Raw genomic sequence first — 14,943 nt, 5'->3', positions numbered from 1 at the left:
AGTTTATGCTGATTCTGGCTTGGGTAGGGAAGAAGGATGCACTAATAGCTCAGCAGTGGAACGCTTCTCTACCATTTCCCGTGTGACTGTACAGCGACTGACGTCTTTACGAGACGGCAACTCATACATCACTTCCAGCATCAGCTCTTCGACAATACCCCGTAATGCCCTTGCACCAGTTTTACGACGGTAGGCTTCTTGAGCGATCGCTCGTAAAGCTTCCGGTTTAAACTCTAACTGGACGTTATCCATCTTCAGCAGTTTTTGGTACTGCTTGACTAAGGCACTACGTGGTTGAGTCAATATCGCCATCAGTGCTTCTTCATCCAGCGGATCTACCACTGCCACCATTGGCACACGCCCAATGAATTCGGGTATCATGCCAAATTTGACTAGATCATCTGGTTCTAGATGCCGCAGAGTATCTGCTGCCCGCTTTTCTTTTGTTTGACCTTCCCCTGGTTGCACAAAGCCTATTGACTTTTTACCAGTTCTCTGCTCTACAACCTTCTCTAAGCCAACAAAAGCACCACCGCAGATGAACAAGATATTGCTAGTGTCAATCTGGATGCAGTCTTGGTAGGGGTGCTTACGTCCGCCTTGGGGGGGTACGTTGGCAACTGTCCCTTCCAGCATTTTCAACAAAGCTTGCTGTACGCCTTCACCAGATACATCCCGTGTAATCGAGGGATTTTCACTCTTGCGAGCAATTTTATCGATTTCGTCGATGTAGATAATTCCCCGTTGCGCTTCTTCGACATCCAAATCTGCTACTTGCAGCAGTCGCAACAAAATATTTTCCACATCTTCGCCCACATACCCTGCTTCTGTTAGGGTAGTAGCGTCAGCCACAGCAAAGGGTACATCCAGAATTTTTGCCAGAGTTTGGGCAAGAAGAGTTTTGCCACAACCTGTAGGGCCAATTAGAAGAATATTGGACTTTTGCAGTTCAACGGCATCATCGGTTGTTCCCTTGCCGTTGTTTTTAGACTGAACGATCGCCAGTCGCTTATAGTGATTGTAAACTGCTACTGATAATACTTTTTTGGCTTCGTCTTGCCCGATTACATGTTCGTCTAGATACTTTTTAATCTCTCGTGGTTTAGGGATTTGGTTGAACGAGAGACTCGTGGAGCGGGCACGGCGTTTCTGAGGAGCTTCTGACCGTTGTGCTGGTTGCGACGCAGCACTGTTTGTGTCAAGCAACTCTTCATCTAGAATTTCATTACACAAGTCAACGCATTCATCGCAGATATAGACTCCCGGTCCAGCGATTAATTTACGCACCTGCTCCTGAGACTTACCACAAAACGAACATTTTAAATGGGAGTCGTACTTAGACATACCAGCCTCTTATTTCAGAATGGTGACGTTTTCCCCTGCTGCGGGAAGATTTTGCCTGGTGATGACCTGATCGATCAGTCCATAATTTTTTGCTTCTTCAGCCGACATGAAAAAGTCCCGGTCAGTATCAGCTTCTATTCTTTCTAATGGTTGACCAGTATGGTGTGCCAGTAACTGATTCAATTTGCCCTTAATGTAAAGAATTTCCCTTGCTTGAATTTCTATGTCAATTGCTTGCCCTTGAGCGCCACCAAGGGGTTGGTGAATCATTATCCGTGAATCAGGTAAAGACATACGTTTACCCGCAGTTCCTGCTGCTAGTAAAAATGCTCCCATGCTAGCGGCTAATCCAAAGCAAATGGTCACAACATCCGGGCGAATTTGCTGGATTGTATCATATATCGCCATCCCTGCATATACTGAGCCACCAGGAGAATTAATGTATAGCTGAATATCTTTTTCAGGATCTTCAGCGTCTAGGAACAATAACTGAGCAACGATGGAGTTAGCAACGGTATCATCTATTGGCGTTCCCAAGAAAATAATTCGTTCTCGCAGTAGGCGGGAGTAGATATCAAAAGCCCGTTCTCCCATGCCAGATTGCTCTACCACCATCGGCACGATGTTACTCGGGCCGTTCTGGGCGCGAATTTCAAAAGGACTCAAACTGCTAATTGGGTAATTCCCCGACTGCGATACAAGCATACAGACAAATGTTTGACTTTTAATTTAACAGTGGGTGAGACAGCATATGCTGCCTGTGATGAGCGAATGGTTTTTTATTTTGGGTATGTGTTAACCATTATGCCTCATATAATTTCTTATCGTGTGAATACAGTATGAATATAGGTGATAGGGAATAGCGGATAAGGGAAGGGAGACAAGGGGGAGAATAAACACCAATCCCTGATCCCCTATCCCAAATTTATTCTGTCTCTTGTGCTATTTCCTCAGCATCTGTGGTGTTCTGTTCCTCGCTTTCGGCTGTTGGGGCTGGTGATTCTTCTTCTGCACTCAAAGAACCTTCGGGTACGAGTTCAACTGTTGCATGTTCCAGCAGCCAGTCGATTGTTTTTTCGGTCAGCAGTTCGTCTTTGACGTATTCTTGCAGTCGGTCTGGGTCATAATCTTGCCCAGATAACTGTTCGGTAAGTTCTTTGACTTTGGTGGCGATCTCTTCATCAGTAACTTGAATAGACTCGCGTTTGCCGATTTCTTCGAGGGCTAGGGTTCGCTTGAGGCGTTCTATGGCTTCATCACGAGAACGCTGACGTAATTGCGGAATCACATCGGCAGTAAAAAACCTCTTAACATCTAGCCCTTGCTGTGCAAGACGCATAGCTGTTTGTGTGAGCATGTTATCGACTTCCCGTTCAATCATTGTTTCTGGCAAGTCAATTTCTACATGCTTGAGCAGTTCCTTTAACAGGGCTTCCTGCTTGTTCTCTTTAGTTTTTTGTTCCGCTTCTTTTTGGAATTTATGTTCTAGGTCAGTGCGTAATTCAGCCAAAGTCTCTTTTTCACTGACATCTTTGGCGAAGTCATCATTCAACTCTGGCAGTTCTTTTTCTTTGATTTCTTTGAGCGTTACGGTAAAAATAGCTGGTTTTCCAGCTAAATCTTCATTGGCATAGGGTTCTGGAAAAGTTGCAGAAATTTCCTTGGTTTCTGTGGGCTTCATTCCCACTATGCCTGTGACAAAACCAGGGATAAACTTGTCTTCCTGTAACTCTACTTGAAAATCAGTGGCTTCACCGCCAGGTATTGCTTCTGGTTCTGCTGCTTCGTCTTCACCTTCAGCTTTGGCTAGTACGCCTTTAAAATCAACTACGACAATATCACCCAACTGTGCTGGGCGTCCTTCTACAGGAATCAATGTCGCCATTTGTTGGCGTTCATTTTCCAGGACTTGATCCACTTTGGCGGGGTCGTAGGTGATTTCTTCAGCTTTGATATGTAAATCAGTGTACTGATTCAACTTGACTTCTGGTGGCACATCGACAGTCGCCGAAAAAGTCAAGGGCTTACCTGGTTCATAATTATTAATCAAGTCATCAAACGATGAACGTAATTGTGGTTGTCCGATCGCCTTGATATCTTCTTGTTTGACGGCTTCTGTAATGCCATCTTGAATAAGTTCTTCTAGCGCTGCTGCCTTAATTCGAGTTGTCCCTAGGCGCTGTAGCAGTATCTGCCGTGGCACCTTGCCTTTACGAAACCCAGGAATGTTGGCAGAACGGCTTAAATTTTGGATGACTTGTTCGTAGGTTTGCTTGGTTTTTTCTGGTGTAATCTCTATTTCCAGACCAATTTGACTGGAGGGAAGTTTTTCCTGGGTAACTTTCATGCTTTAGTCTCTATTTGCTTTCTGCTAGTATTTTTTTACTTATTGCTTCTACAACAGACGTCAAACTTCTCGTTTGCTCGGCTGTTCCTCATTGGCAGAAAATCTACCCACAAGGCTTGATCAGCTTTATTGAATCTATGTTGATGAACAGAGATCCAGTTTACTGCTAATGCGAAAGCTCTTGACACTTTAGCGCAAATTCAGTTTACGTATCTATAACCCTAACAAAGGGGTGTAGGGAAGTGAGGGTATTGGGGTGTCGTCAGAGTCATATTTTTATTTATCCTGTATACACAGTTAATAATGGCTGCTTATAAGCATTTTGCTCAGTTAATATCGAGCCATAGTAAAATGACTAACACTAAAAAGGGATCTTGCTGTATAATATACGATCTATAAAATATTAAAGAAATTAATAGTTATTAATTGTTGTAAAGTACAATATAGGTTTTGTAACAGTAAAAAACAAATGTATTAAATTAATAAATAAACTTTATTAAGGTAAATCATCAAGCTCCGTAAAATTATTAAGAGTCTCTAGTTTTAATAGATGCGTAAATTGTAAATTGACTCAAAAATTCAAAAAGAAACTTCAAGGAGGAAGCCAGTTTGTCTAATTCCTATTGTGTAGCTATTTTGGGTGCGACTGGTGCTGTCGGCAGGGAGTTGTTGGAATTATTAGAAAGTCGTAATTTCCCGGTTTCAGAATTAAAGTTATTAGCATCAGAACGTAGTGCAGGGCAAAAACTAACGTTTAAAGGAGAAGATTTATTAGTAGAGCCAGTTAGCGATCGCGCCTTTGAAAATGTCGATATAGTGCTAGCGAGTGCTGGAGGTTCCACCTCCAAAACTTGGGCGCCGATAGCCACAGAAAAAGGTGCAATTGTTATCGATAATTCCAGTGCGTTTCGCATGAAGGAAGAAGTACCTTTAGTTGTTCCTGAGGTTAACCCCCAAGCAGCAGCAAACCACAAAGGTATTATTGCTAACCCCAACTGCACCACAATTTTAATGGCGGTAGCAGTGTGGCCTCTACACCAAATCAAACCCATCAAACGTATTGTTGCAGCTACATATCAATCTGCCAGTGGTGCGGGTGCAAAAGCAATGGCAGAAGTCCAAGCTCAAGCTAGAGCTATATTAGAAGGCAAACAACCAACTGCGGAAGTCTTTCCTTATCCCTTGGCTTTCAATTTATTTCCGCACAATTCCCCATTAAATGATTGGGGATACTGCGAAGAAGAAATGAAGATGGTCAACGAAACACGGAAAATCTTCGGTGATCAACAGATAAGAATTACTGCTACCTGTGTACGGGTTCCCGTACTGCGCGCTCACTCAGAAGCGATTAATCTAGAATTTGAAAGTCCATTTACTCCAGATGAAGCCAGAGAAATTTTAAGTAAATCTCCTGGTATAAAATTGATGGAAGATTGGCAGAAAAATTACTTTCCCATGCCCTTTGATGCCACCGGAATTGATGAAGTTTTAGTTGGTAGAATACGTCAGGATATTTCCCATGCTTGCGGTTTGGAACTGTGGTTATGTGGTGATCAAATCCGCAAAGGAGCTGCATTGAATGCTGTACAAATTGCGGAATTATTAGTAGAAAAAAGTTTACTTAAACCAATTCCTTCATTGGTGAATGGGTAACGGGTAATTCGTAATTGGTAATTGGTAACCAACCGACAACCAACAAACAATAATCTACCCTTGAAAGTAATTTGCAAATAGGTTATTACAATAAAGAACCACCAAAACACAAAAACAAAAAATCAGGAGTAAAAATAGGGTGGTAGATTTTGGTAGAGTTTTAACCGCAATGATTACGCCGTTTAAAGAAGACGGCAGTGTTAACTATGATGTAGCAGCGAAACTAGCAGAGCATCTAGCAAATAACGGTACTGATACAGTGGTGGTGTGTGGCACAACTGGAGAATCTCCTACATTAAGTTGGGAGGAAGAATATCAGCTATTTTCCGTTGTGTTAGAAGCGGTAGCAGGAAAAGCACTTGTAATAGCAGGATGCGGTTCCAATTCCACCAAAGAAGCGATCGCCGCTACTCAAAAAGCAGCTAAAATAGGAGTACACGGTGCTTTACAAGTTGTTCCGTACTACAATAAGCCACCACAAGAGGGACTTTACCAACATTTTCAAGCCATAGCTCAAGCAGCTGGTGACTTGCCGATTTTGTTATACAATGTACCGGGTCGTACAGCTCAAAACCTCAGTTCGGAAACAGTTGCTCGGTTAGCTGAAATTAAAAACATTGTTGGTATAAAAGAAGCAAGTGGAAATCTGGATCAAGCAAGTGAAATCCGTCGCTTGACACCAACAGAATTTCAGATTTACTCTGGAGATGATTCTTTAACATTGCCACTGTTAGCAGTTGGCGCTAAGGGTGTTGTTAGTGTAGCTTCTCATCTTGTAGGTAATGAACTACAACAGATGATTCAGGCCTTTAATTCGGGTCAAATGAAGGTCGCTATAGACATTCATCTGCGGCTTTTTCCAATATTTAAAGCTTTGTTTGTAACCACAAATCCCATTCCAGTTAAAAAAGCATTACAACTTCAAAACTGGCAAGTTGGTTCAACGCGTCCGCCTTTGTGCGAAGCTGACGCAAAAGTTACTCAGAAGTTGGAAGTTGTGATGAAGGAACTTAATCTTATCTAATAAAACTGGCATCTAACCTACTTTGGCACTCAAAGATACATTAGAAGAATTTAATAATAATTCTCAGTAATTTTGAAAGTGTGGCATACAAAAAGCCTATGTTACCACAGAAAAATTACTAATAAATTCTTTGGTGTAGAGTTATTTTTATCAAAAATATCTAAGCAATAAACAAGCTCATAAAAACAGGACTACAAGAAAGCAGAAGATGACTATGTTGGAGGAAAAAAGTTAATTTCATAAAACATTAAAAATTATCAATTTGTTACTTATTTTTTCTGCCATACTCAATCACCTTCTCGCTGAACTTTTAATAGACAGATACTTTGAACTGTCTTCAAAGACCGATAAATTCTCATATTCTAACGACAAAATAATCTCAGGAGAAAATGACTAAAAACCAAACTAATTCCGCCCTCAAAATTATTCCATTGGGTGGCTTACATGAAATTGGTAAAAACACTTGCGTTTTTGAGTACGAAGATGAAATTGTCCTCTTAGATGCAGGTTTGGCATTTCCCACAGATGGAATGCACGGAGTCAATATTGTTCTGCCAGACATGACCTACGTGCGGGAAAATCGCCATAAAATCAAAGGCATGATTGTTACCCACGGTCATGAAGACCATATCGGTGGTATAGCCTTTCACCTGAAACAATTTGAAATTCCTGTGATTTATGGCCCTCGCTTAGCCATGGCCATGCTAGAGGGTAAATTGGAAGAAGCAGGAGTACGCGATCGCACAGAATTAAGAAGTGTCCTTCCCCGCGACGTCGTGCGAATTGGTAAACACTTTTTTGTGGAATATATTCGCAACACCCACTCCATTGCTGACAGTTTCACCGTTGCTATCCATACCCCCCTCGGTGTCCTGATCCACACAGGAGACTTTAAATTTGACCACACACCCGTAGATGGTGAACGGTTTGATATCCAACGCTTAGCCGAACATGGGGAAAAAGGCGTTCTGTGTTTGATGAGTGATTCGACTAATTCTGAGGTACCTGGATTCACGCCTTCAGAAAGCTCAGTTTTTCCTAATCTAGATCGGGTTTTTTCCCAAGCACCAGGACGACTGTTTGTGACAACCTTTGCTTCTAGCGTCCACCGCATCAACATAATTTTGCAGTTAGCACAGAAGCATAACCGTGTCGTTACAGTCGTTGGACGTTCGATGCTGAATTTGATTGCCCATGCCCGCAATCTGGGTTATATCAAGTGTAACGACGACTTGCTTCAGCCTTTAAATTCCATCCGCAATCTGCCCGATGAAAACGTCTTGATTCTGACAACAGGTTCTCAAGGCGAACCGATGTCAGCCATGACACGCATTGCTAACAAAGAACACCCCCATATCAAAATTCGTCCAGGGGACACAGTCGTATTTTCTGCCAACCCGATTCCTGGGAATACGATCGCTGTTGTCAACGTCATCGATAAATTGATGATGCAGGGCGCAAATGTAGTCTACGGGCGGGAAAAAGGCATTCACGTTTCCGGTCACGGTTGTCAAGAAGACCAAAAACTCATGCTAGCCTTAACTCGTCCCAAGTTCTTCTTACCAGTTCATGGTGAACATCGGATGTTGGTGAAGCACGCCGAAACAGCCCAGAGTATGGGTCTTCCTGCCGAGAACATGGTGATTATCCAGAATGGTGATATTGTAGAGTTGACAGAAGAATCAATTCGTGCTGTCGGAAAAGTCCCATCTGGTTTAGAACTAGTGGATACTTCTAGTTCTGGTATGGTCAGCGCCAAAGTCTTGCAAGAACGGCAGAAAATGGCAGAAGAAGGTATTGTTACCATTGCCGCAGCAATAGATTGGACTGGCAAACTGATGGTAAAACCAGAAATTCACCTACGCGGTGTAGTCACAAGTATCGAGCGATCGCTCCTCCAAAAATGGGTAAAACAGCGAATTGAAGAAATCCTCAGTGTGCGTTGGTCAGAATTTGCCCAAGGTTTCGAGAGTGATCAACCAGAAGTAGACTGGGGTGGATTGCAAGAAGTATTAGAACGGGAACTAGCACGTTCCATTCGTCGTGAATTGCAATGTCAACCATCACTGACATTGCTGATGCAAATTCCTGATGAACCGCCTGTAAAAGTTGCCGATGGTAGAAGACGGCGGACTCGCACAGCTGCTCAGGTAGCATCGTAGGAAATTGAAAATCGCCTATCTGTTGGCAAAATTCTAAATTGCTTTTGAGTAAGCGAACACCAACAGACACATAAATACACACGGATAATCCATCTGTGTGTATCTGTGTGTATCTGTGTTCGATTTTTATTAATCAAACTTAGAGGGCGGTATCTTATAGTTCCGAACTGTTGCCAACACGCTCAAGAAATTCAGGATAATTTTCTAAGTCTTCAGTTAGTCCAAATACCCCCTCTCCTGTGCGACCTAAGCGATCGCTATAAACTTTTTGCCAGAAACCTAGTGAATCCACAAATAAACCACAAGTAAAGTTAACACCGTCACCGGCACACCAAAACGTAGATGCTCCCAAAAGGTTAACTTATAACCCAACTCCGCAGTCGCTTCTACGACAATCAAGTTGGCGACTGCACCAAACAAAGTCAAATTACCTGCCAAAGTTGATGCTGCTGCTAGCAACAGCCAAGATTGGGTATCATCTTTCGCAATCAGGGGATGTAACAGAAGTACCGCAGGAACATTAGAAATTAAGTTCGACAAAATAGCTGTCACTCCCAGTAAACTAGCAGCAGAGTTCACTGCATAGGTGAAGGGTTGTAGTAAATTCAGTTTTTGAGCCGCTTTAGTCAATATAAATAGTCCAGAGAACATCACCAATAGATTCCAATCTACTTTTTGCAGAATGCGTTGTGGTTTGACTCGCCTAGTGATAAGTAATAAGCTAGCAGCTACTAAAGCTGACTCTGCTAAAGGTAAACCAACAGCAAAAGCGATTAACAATCCGGTGGTTATTATTAAGGTTTTGTTATACAAAGGTCTAAAGATGCGCTTTTTCCCTGTGGGTAAGTGTTCGCAGGGGACAATTGAGCGTACATTTGGGTAAAGTAAACACAGTAGAATTACTTGAATTGCTAACCCTGTTACAGCAATTGGAGTCATCACCCTCATAAAATCCAAGTAATGGATACCTGAAAAGGAGCCAATCAGGATGTTTTGAGGATTACCGCTCAAGGTAGCGACAGAACCAATGTTTGTTGCACCTGCGATCGCTAATAAGTAGGGTATGGGATTCAATCTCAAAGCTTGAGTAAGGCTCAAGACAAGTGGTGTAAAAATTAGCGCCAAGGTATCATTCAAAAAAAAAGCGGAAAGAATACCACTACCAAAGGTTAAAGCGATCAATATCCCTAAAGGACTGCGAGTAAAACGTAAAAGCAGCGACAATGCTTCAGGGAAAAATCCTGCGTAGGTTAAGTTAGCGTTTACCACCATCATGCTCAACAAAAACACAATCGTGGTGGGATCAATTGCTTGCCAAGCCTCCTGCAAATTTACTACACCCAAAGCAATTAAAAAGGCAGAACCTGCCAAGGCGATCGCAGCACGATTCATGCGTAAACCAGGCAGGTAGCCTAATGCTAACCCTAAATAGGTCAACCCTAAAAAAATATAGGTGGCAAATTTCAATATATGTGTTAGCATCTTTTGCTGGTTATCCTAATTCTGAATTAGGAATGCACAATTGTTGAATCAGGGTCAAAAAACGATAAACAGCGACCAGAAGACTCATAACCCCAGTCAGTGCGGCGTGAAAAGCATCGCAACTGATGACAAAAAAGTCATTTCTGGATGCTAAGTCTTCTTTCACACTAGACATGTACTTGGGCAAAATTCTAGTGAGAAATTTTCTGCAAAAAAACTTCGTAAATGCTACATTAATATCTGTCTTTAGACAGATGATTTATTAAAATTTTAACTATGTCAAGTTATTAAGAAAATATCACAATCCCACTTCCGATCCCCAGGAAATTGAGATTAACTTGACGTAGTTAGAACAGTTCTGAGCAAAGTGACTACTGAAATAGCGAGTAGCATGTGTGTCGGGACAAGAATTTTCCGGGAAATGCAATTGTTACATTGTATATCTTCATCGAAGTGGTGAAGACCCTCAAGCAAAAAGAGGAGTAGGTAATGAAGGTATTTGACAATACCACAAAAAAGATTTTTTTGGCTAGCTGGGTAGCACTAACTCCAACCGAAGCCAGCAATACCAGCGCTATTCACTCACATCATCCAGCCTCTAAACCTGATTTGGATATTCTCCAGCCTCTACGTCGGTGGCTAGACCACGTTAAAGTAAGCGATCGCCAATTCGCACATCGCTTGTGTCATCTAATTCCTGCTCAATGTCCCTTTGAGCGCGATGTTAAGCTATTTGGTAAAACCTTATTTCACATCCCACCAATGTGTAAGCTGAACCCCTTATACGAAGAAGTTATGAGCTTACGTTTCCGAGCGCTTTGCTATCTAGCCGATGAATGCGGCGAGGATGTTTCCCAGTATTGCTAGGGAATCGGAGATCGGGGATTGGGAATTGGTGTTTATTCCCCCCCATGTCTCCCGCGTCCTCCTTACCTCACTTTTGCGGCTTTCTGTTGTGCCACTTTTCAATGGCTTGCTGAGCCTTGTTATAGGCTGATGTTCCCTCTGGCACTAAAGAAGCCGTCGCAATTGCTGCTTTGGTTTCTCCTCTAGAAGCACGGCGCATAGCCAGTTGCAAAATAATTTCGCTCCACTTATTTATAGATTTTCGCGCTTGATCGGAACCTGGTTCTCCTGGTGAAACTTTCTTAGCGACTTCGATCGCACGGTTGTAAGTAGAAGCTTGTCCTGGCTGAATTAAGCCATTTGCAGCATCTAAAAGGGTTGTGTTAGCCACATATTGCTTGGCTTGTTGACGCCACTGTTGAATTGCTGCTTGTGCTTGTGGATAATTTGGCTGATCTTGATTAATTAACTCAGCAGCAGCTACAGCTGTAGCATACTTTCTCTGTTTGGCACGATTTTTAGCTAAGTCTAAGATCATGCCACTCCAAATTTTAATATTTGTTTGTGCTTGTTCGTAACCTTGAGTTCCAGGTTTGATTTTTTTTGCTTTAGCGATCGCCAAGCTGAGATGGCTTGCTTGATTCGGTTGCAGTGACATTTTCGCTAAGTCCGACAGCGCTTGCTGACGCTTAGCTGATTCTGATAGAGGAACAGTCGGTGGTTTGATTTGATTATTTTGTAGAGGTGGTGGAACAGTTGGCAAAATCTTGACAATCTTGTTATTTCTAGCAACCTCTGGTAGTACAGGCAGAATTTCTGTGTCACTGTCATCAGTAGCAGTTTTAGTGGCAGCTGGGGAAATCTCTACAGCTCTAAAACCTGCCTGATTGCGAAGAAAAACCACTGCCAGCAAGCCAATAACCATCATTGTACTTACACCCCACCACAGCAGTGGTTTCCAAATAGAGGTGCTGGCTGTGGCTATTTGTTTTGCTTGTGAGTAGTTTGTTGTTGCTGGGGGTGAAAGTGATGAATAATTGGAAATTTCTTCCTCCATTCCCCCTACTTCCCCCACTCCATTCCAGGTAGTGGTATGTGCTGTTAATTGATGGGAATTAGAATGCAGCGAAGGTGTGGGCACAGCAGCAGCTAAGATTTCTTTAGAACTGAGGGCAGTTGTATTTTTGATGCGATGATTTGTTTGTGATGTCGGTAAGATTCCTTGTTGCCTGGAGGGAATGATAGTAACAGGATTTTGCGTTGGACGCCAGTAGTGTTGACATAGTTCTGGAGTGCGCAGACTCAAGTATCTTTCTAAATCATCCAAAGTCTTGCCATTGCCAGAACGCAAAGCTTCCAATACTGCTGCTGTAAAGAATCCATGACCGAGTTCGGTACTTTCGTGAGAAAATTGTTCTGGTTGGCAAGAAATAATAGTAGGAATTTGTAATTCTTGTGCTAATTCAATTGCTTCTTGACCAATGAGAGTATTAGCCTGACTAGCATAAGCACGGTTGATGTCCAGCAATATCAATGTGTCAAGCCTAGCAAGTTGCAGATTTTGCATTAACGCCCGCAATTCTATGCCAGTTTCTTCAATGTGAGCAGGGTTTGCTTCTATAGGCATCAGGTAATCTTGTCCGTTGTGATTGATGCCATAACCACTAAAGAAAAACCACAGTCTGTCTTGGGGCTGCCAACATGCCGCAGCTAAATCTTCTAATAAAAGCAGAATGTTTTCCTTGGTGGGATAAGTAGATCTATCACCGAGAGGTGGTGAAGTGTCTGTCATTAAGAGACACTGTTGTTGTAAAAAACCTGCTTCTACTACCAAGAAATCTTTTAACGCCTCGGCATCGGCTTGAGCACATCCTAACGGTTGAAAGAATTGATATTGATTTACGCCAATAGCGATCGCCCAGTTATTTGCCATCGCACTTTCTGCCGGTTATGTTTTGCTTACTTAAAATCGCGGTTGTCTTTGCTGAAAAAACAAAGCTAACCTAGTGTTTTATTGATAGTCTGGGTGACTAAAACAATTGCGAGTTGGGAGTTCGCTGTTCAGAATTCCCAATTCCGGTTGATTTTCATTTAGACACAGAATACAAAAATGTATTTTTTCTTACTTGCTTAACCGAAATTATACTGTGCTTGGATTCACCAAAAATTTTCATAGTCAGGAGTATACAGGTTATGAAGAGTTACAGTCATCAGTCATCATGCAGAATTCTCTTTGGAAATAGAATTATTCCTGGGAGACTTATTCAACTTATGCCATTAATTGCTAAGAGAATCCGGATAGCTCAGGCAGTAGTTTTGCTGGGTACTGCGGTTCCGATTTGGCTGACAATGGGCGCGCTCGCACCCGAAATTGTGCGAGCTTACACCGCCAGAGTAGACCTGTTTATTGATCGCTTACCAGAAGAAAACTACGAAACCCTACTGCAAAGAGCAGAAGCCGCTGCCAGAGCGGCTGCTCAACGTAGTTTTGATCAAGATATCTTAGTAACAGATGTTTCCATATTTGTCTCCGTACAAAACAATGGAGCGATCGCACCAGTTTTAGAATTAGCAGTGACTCGCCCCCAGTGGCGTCAGCGTCCCGATCCACGACGCTGGGCAAAATACTTCAAAACAGCGCGATCGCTTCTATATTTTGGAGACAACTTCACAACCCCTGCTCCTGCAACGAATAATCAAGCTGGGAACTAGGAGGGGGGGTAATGGGGAGGTGGGGAGGATGGGGAGGTGGGGAGGTGGGGGGAGTGTGAGGAGTGTGAGGAGTGTGAGGGGTGAGGTAATTAGTAAATAACCAACTACTAACTACTAACTACTAACAACCAACAACCAATTATGCCTTGATGGCTTAGAATAATAAGGTTGTCAAAAATTGCGTTATCCGCTAATATGGCTGTTCCAAAGAAGAAAACATCTAAATCCAAACGTGATAAGCGTCGAGCTACCTGGAGACGTAAAGCTAGCCTGGAAGCACAAAAAGCTCTCTCCCTTGGTAAGTCGATTTTGACTGGACGCTCTACCTTTGTCTACCCGTCTGCGGAAGAAGAGGAAGAAGAGGAATCATAAAACTGCTAACTGGTAATTGGTAATTGGTAATTGAGACAATACATTATCTATTACCCATTACCTATGACCGATTACCAAATACTCATATCAAAATTAAAGTGTCTTCAGAAGACCTATTTTTCTGGTAGCCATGCTAGGAAATTTTTTTCATAAACCGGCGCAGGAAGAAAAAGAACGGGTTCCACCCGGTCAATATTTGACTAAGGGTTTTCCTGTCTTAACCTATGGTGATACTCCCCAAGTCAACACAGATGAATGGGAATTTCGGGTATGGGGTTTGGTGACACCCAAGTCTTTTACTTGGTCAGATTTCATGGCGTTACCCCAGCACGAGTTCACTGCTGACTTCCACTGTGTAACCCGTTGGTCTAAACTCGATGTTAAATGGACTGGTATTAAGGTGACAGACTTCATGAAGCAAATTGAAGTTGATCCCAAAGCAGTCTATGTGATGGAACACTGTTACGGCGGTTACACCACTAATATTTCTATGGAAGATTTTCTCAAAGAAGAAAATTTCTTTGCTTTTAAATTATTTGGTGAACCATTACCAGCAGAACACGGTGGACCAATGCGACTGGTAGTTCCTCACCTTTATGCTTGGAAAAGCGCTAAGTGGATAAATGGCTTAGAATTTCTCCAAAATGAAGAATTGGGCTTTTGGGAACGCAATGGTTATCACCATAGAGGGGAACCTTGGGCAGAGGAGCGTTATAGTAATTTTTAATGATTTGAAAACCTCACCCAGTCAAGAGAAGGGAGGGGGTGAGGTTCGCACCTCATGACGGCTACTTATCCCATTTCACTATAAGTTTGATGCATTTGGCAGCCAGAGGGACAAGGGCGACAAAGAGGATAAGGGAGAGAATTTGTATCAATAATTTTGTGAAATGGTACTTAGATAGATTCTTAAAAATTTAAAACATCTTGTCGAGTCAGGAATTTATAACGGTAAGTTAAGAGAATCACCTGCCATGTGTAGCATGGAAGGATAACTGTCA

General features: G+C 42.5%; 13 protein-coding genes. 7 read left to right on the top strand and 6 right to left on the bottom strand.

Going from position 1 to position 14,943, the window contains the following annotated elements; genetic code table 11:
• Nucleotides 1-3: 3 nt before the first annotated feature.
• The 3 genes from clpX to tig form a co-directional block, all read right to left on the bottom strand.
• Nucleotides 4-1,344 (bottom strand): ATP-dependent protease ATP-binding subunit ClpX, encoded by a 1,341-nt coding sequence (gene clpX, locus NIES592_RS17545; RefSeq protein ID WP_062245271.1) that lies wholly within the window; start codon nucleotides 1,342-1,344, stop codon nucleotides 4-6.
• A gap of 9 nt (nucleotides 1,345-1,353) precedes the next feature.
• A complete protein-coding gene (gene clpP, locus NIES592_RS17540; protein ID WP_009457966.1) occupies nucleotides 1,354-2,049 on the bottom strand; it encodes an ATP-dependent Clp endopeptidase proteolytic subunit ClpP in 696 nt (231 codons plus the stop codon).
• A 220-nt stretch (nucleotides 2,050-2,269) separates the two neighbouring features.
• Nucleotides 2,270-3,691, bottom strand: a complete 1,422-nt coding sequence (gene tig / locus NIES592_RS17535) for a trigger factor (RefSeq protein WP_073556430.1) — start codon at nucleotides 3,689-3,691, stop codon at nucleotides 2,270-2,272.
• 609 nt (nucleotides 3,692-4,300) lie between these two features.
• Here tig and NIES592_RS17530 point away from each other — a divergent pair.
• The 3 genes from NIES592_RS17530 (at nucleotide 4,301) to NIES592_RS17520 (ending at nucleotide 8,530) form a co-directional block, all read left to right on the top strand.
• Entirely contained in the window at nucleotides 4,301-5,344 is a 1,044-nt protein-coding gene (locus NIES592_RS17530; RefSeq protein ID WP_073556429.1) for an aspartate-semialdehyde dehydrogenase, read from the top strand.
• Between the two features lie 139 nt (nucleotides 5,345-5,483).
• Complete coding sequence (dapA, locus tag NIES592_RS17525) at nucleotides 5,484-6,368, top strand: 4-hydroxy-tetrahydrodipicolinate synthase (RefSeq protein ID WP_073556428.1); 885 nt, start codon at nucleotides 5,484-5,486, stop codon at nucleotides 6,366-6,368.
• Nucleotides 6,369-6,757: 389 nt separating this feature from the next.
• The gene (locus tag NIES592_RS17520; protein WP_073556427.1) at nucleotides 6,758-8,530 is read left to right on the top strand and encodes a ribonuclease J; all 1,773 of its coding nucleotides are present in this window, start codon (nucleotides 6,758-6,760) and stop codon (nucleotides 8,528-8,530) included.
• A gap of 154 nt (nucleotides 8,531-8,684) precedes the next feature.
• Here NIES592_RS17520 and NIES592_RS25320 read toward each other — a convergent pair whose 3' ends face one another.
• Complete coding sequence (locus NIES592_RS25320; protein ID WP_178379576.1) at nucleotides 8,685-8,822, bottom strand: hypothetical protein; 138 nt, start codon at nucleotides 8,820-8,822, stop codon at nucleotides 8,685-8,687.
• A complete protein-coding gene (locus NIES592_RS17515) occupies nucleotides 8,810-10,012 on the bottom strand; it encodes an anion transporter (protein WP_073556426.1) in 1,203 nt (400 codons plus the stop codon). Before NIES592_RS17515 ends, NIES592_RS25320 begins: the two co-directional genes overlap by 13 nt.
• A gap of 489 nt (nucleotides 10,013-10,501) precedes the next feature.
• Between NIES592_RS17515 and NIES592_RS17510 the strand changes: the two genes are divergently transcribed.
• Nucleotides 10,502-10,879 carry a Mo-dependent nitrogenase C-terminal domain-containing protein gene (locus NIES592_RS17510; RefSeq protein WP_062245288.1) on the top strand — a complete coding sequence of 126 codons (378 nt, stop codon included), beginning with the start codon at nucleotides 10,502-10,504 and terminating at the stop codon, nucleotides 10,877-10,879.
• A gap of 67 nt (nucleotides 10,880-10,946) precedes the next feature.
• Here the strand turns inward: NIES592_RS17510 and NIES592_RS17505 are convergent, their stop codons facing one another.
• A complete protein-coding gene (locus NIES592_RS17505; protein WP_073556425.1) occupies nucleotides 10,947-12,791 on the bottom strand; it encodes a caspase family protein in 1,845 nt (614 codons plus the stop codon).
• A 338-nt stretch (nucleotides 12,792-13,129) separates the two neighbouring features.
• Here NIES592_RS17505 and NIES592_RS17500 point away from each other — a divergent pair, with 338 nt between their 5' ends.
• The 3 genes from NIES592_RS17500 to NIES592_RS17490 all read left to right on the top strand — a co-directional run bounded on the left by NIES592_RS17500 (nucleotide 13,130) and on the right by NIES592_RS17490 (nucleotide 14,669).
• Complete coding sequence (locus tag NIES592_RS17500) at nucleotides 13,130-13,570, top strand: hypothetical protein (RefSeq protein WP_073556424.1); 441 nt, start codon at nucleotides 13,130-13,132, stop codon at nucleotides 13,568-13,570.
• A 195-nt stretch (nucleotides 13,571-13,765) separates the two neighbouring features.
• Entirely contained in the window at nucleotides 13,766-13,942 is a 177-nt protein-coding gene (gene rpmF / locus NIES592_RS17495) for a 50S ribosomal protein L32 (protein WP_009457986.1), read from the top strand.
• Nucleotides 13,943-14,072: 130 nt separating this feature from the next.
• On the top strand, nucleotides 14,073-14,669 hold the full coding sequence (locus tag NIES592_RS17490; protein WP_062245298.1) for a sulfite oxidase-like oxidoreductase: 597 nt from the start codon (nucleotides 14,073-14,075) through the stop codon (nucleotides 14,667-14,669).
• Nucleotides 14,670-14,943: the final 274 nt, after the last annotated feature.

This window comes from Fischerella major NIES-592, assembly GCF_001904645.1.
GTDB classification, from domain to species: domain Bacteria; phylum Cyanobacteriota; class Cyanobacteriia; order Cyanobacteriales; family Nostocaceae; genus Fischerella; species Fischerella thermalis.
Note: the sequence above shows the minus strand (reverse complement) of the source record. Positions and strands in the feature narration are given on the sequence as shown.

Excerpts from the sequence above, each read along its gene's own strand:
- clpX (WP_062245271.1), bottom strand. The coding sequence starts at position 1,344 with ATGTCTAAGTACGACTCCCATTTAAAATGTTCGTTTTGTGGTAAGTCT.
- clpP (WP_009457966.1), bottom strand. The coding sequence starts at position 2,049 with ATGCTTGTATCGCAGTCGGGGAATTACCCAATTAGCAGTTTGAGTCCT.
- tig (WP_073556430.1), bottom strand. The coding sequence starts at position 3,691 with ATGAAAGTTACCCAGGAAAAACTTCCCTCCAGTCAAATTGGTCTGGAA.
- NIES592_RS17520 (WP_073556427.1), top strand. The coding sequence starts at position 6,758 with ATGACTAAAAACCAAACTAATTCCGCCCTCAAAATTATTCCATTGGGT.
- NIES592_RS17515 (WP_073556426.1), bottom strand. The coding sequence starts at position 10,012 with ATGCTAACACATATATTGAAATTTGCCACCTATATTTTTTTAGGGTTG.
- NIES592_RS17510 (WP_062245288.1), top strand. The coding sequence starts at position 10,502 with ATGAAGGTATTTGACAATACCACAAAAAAGATTTTTTTGGCTAGCTGG.
- NIES592_RS17505 (WP_073556425.1), bottom strand. The coding sequence starts at position 12,791 with ATGGCAAATAACTGGGCGATCGCTATTGGCGTAAATCAATATCAATTC.
- NIES592_RS17500 (WP_073556424.1), top strand. The coding sequence starts at position 13,130 with ATGCCATTAATTGCTAAGAGAATCCGGATAGCTCAGGCAGTAGTTTTG.
- rpmF (WP_009457986.1), top strand. The coding sequence starts at position 13,766 with ATGGCTGTTCCAAAGAAGAAAACATCTAAATCCAAACGTGATAAGCGT.
- NIES592_RS17490 (WP_062245298.1), top strand. The coding sequence starts at position 14,073 with ATGCTAGGAAATTTTTTTCATAAACCGGCGCAGGAAGAAAAAGAACGG.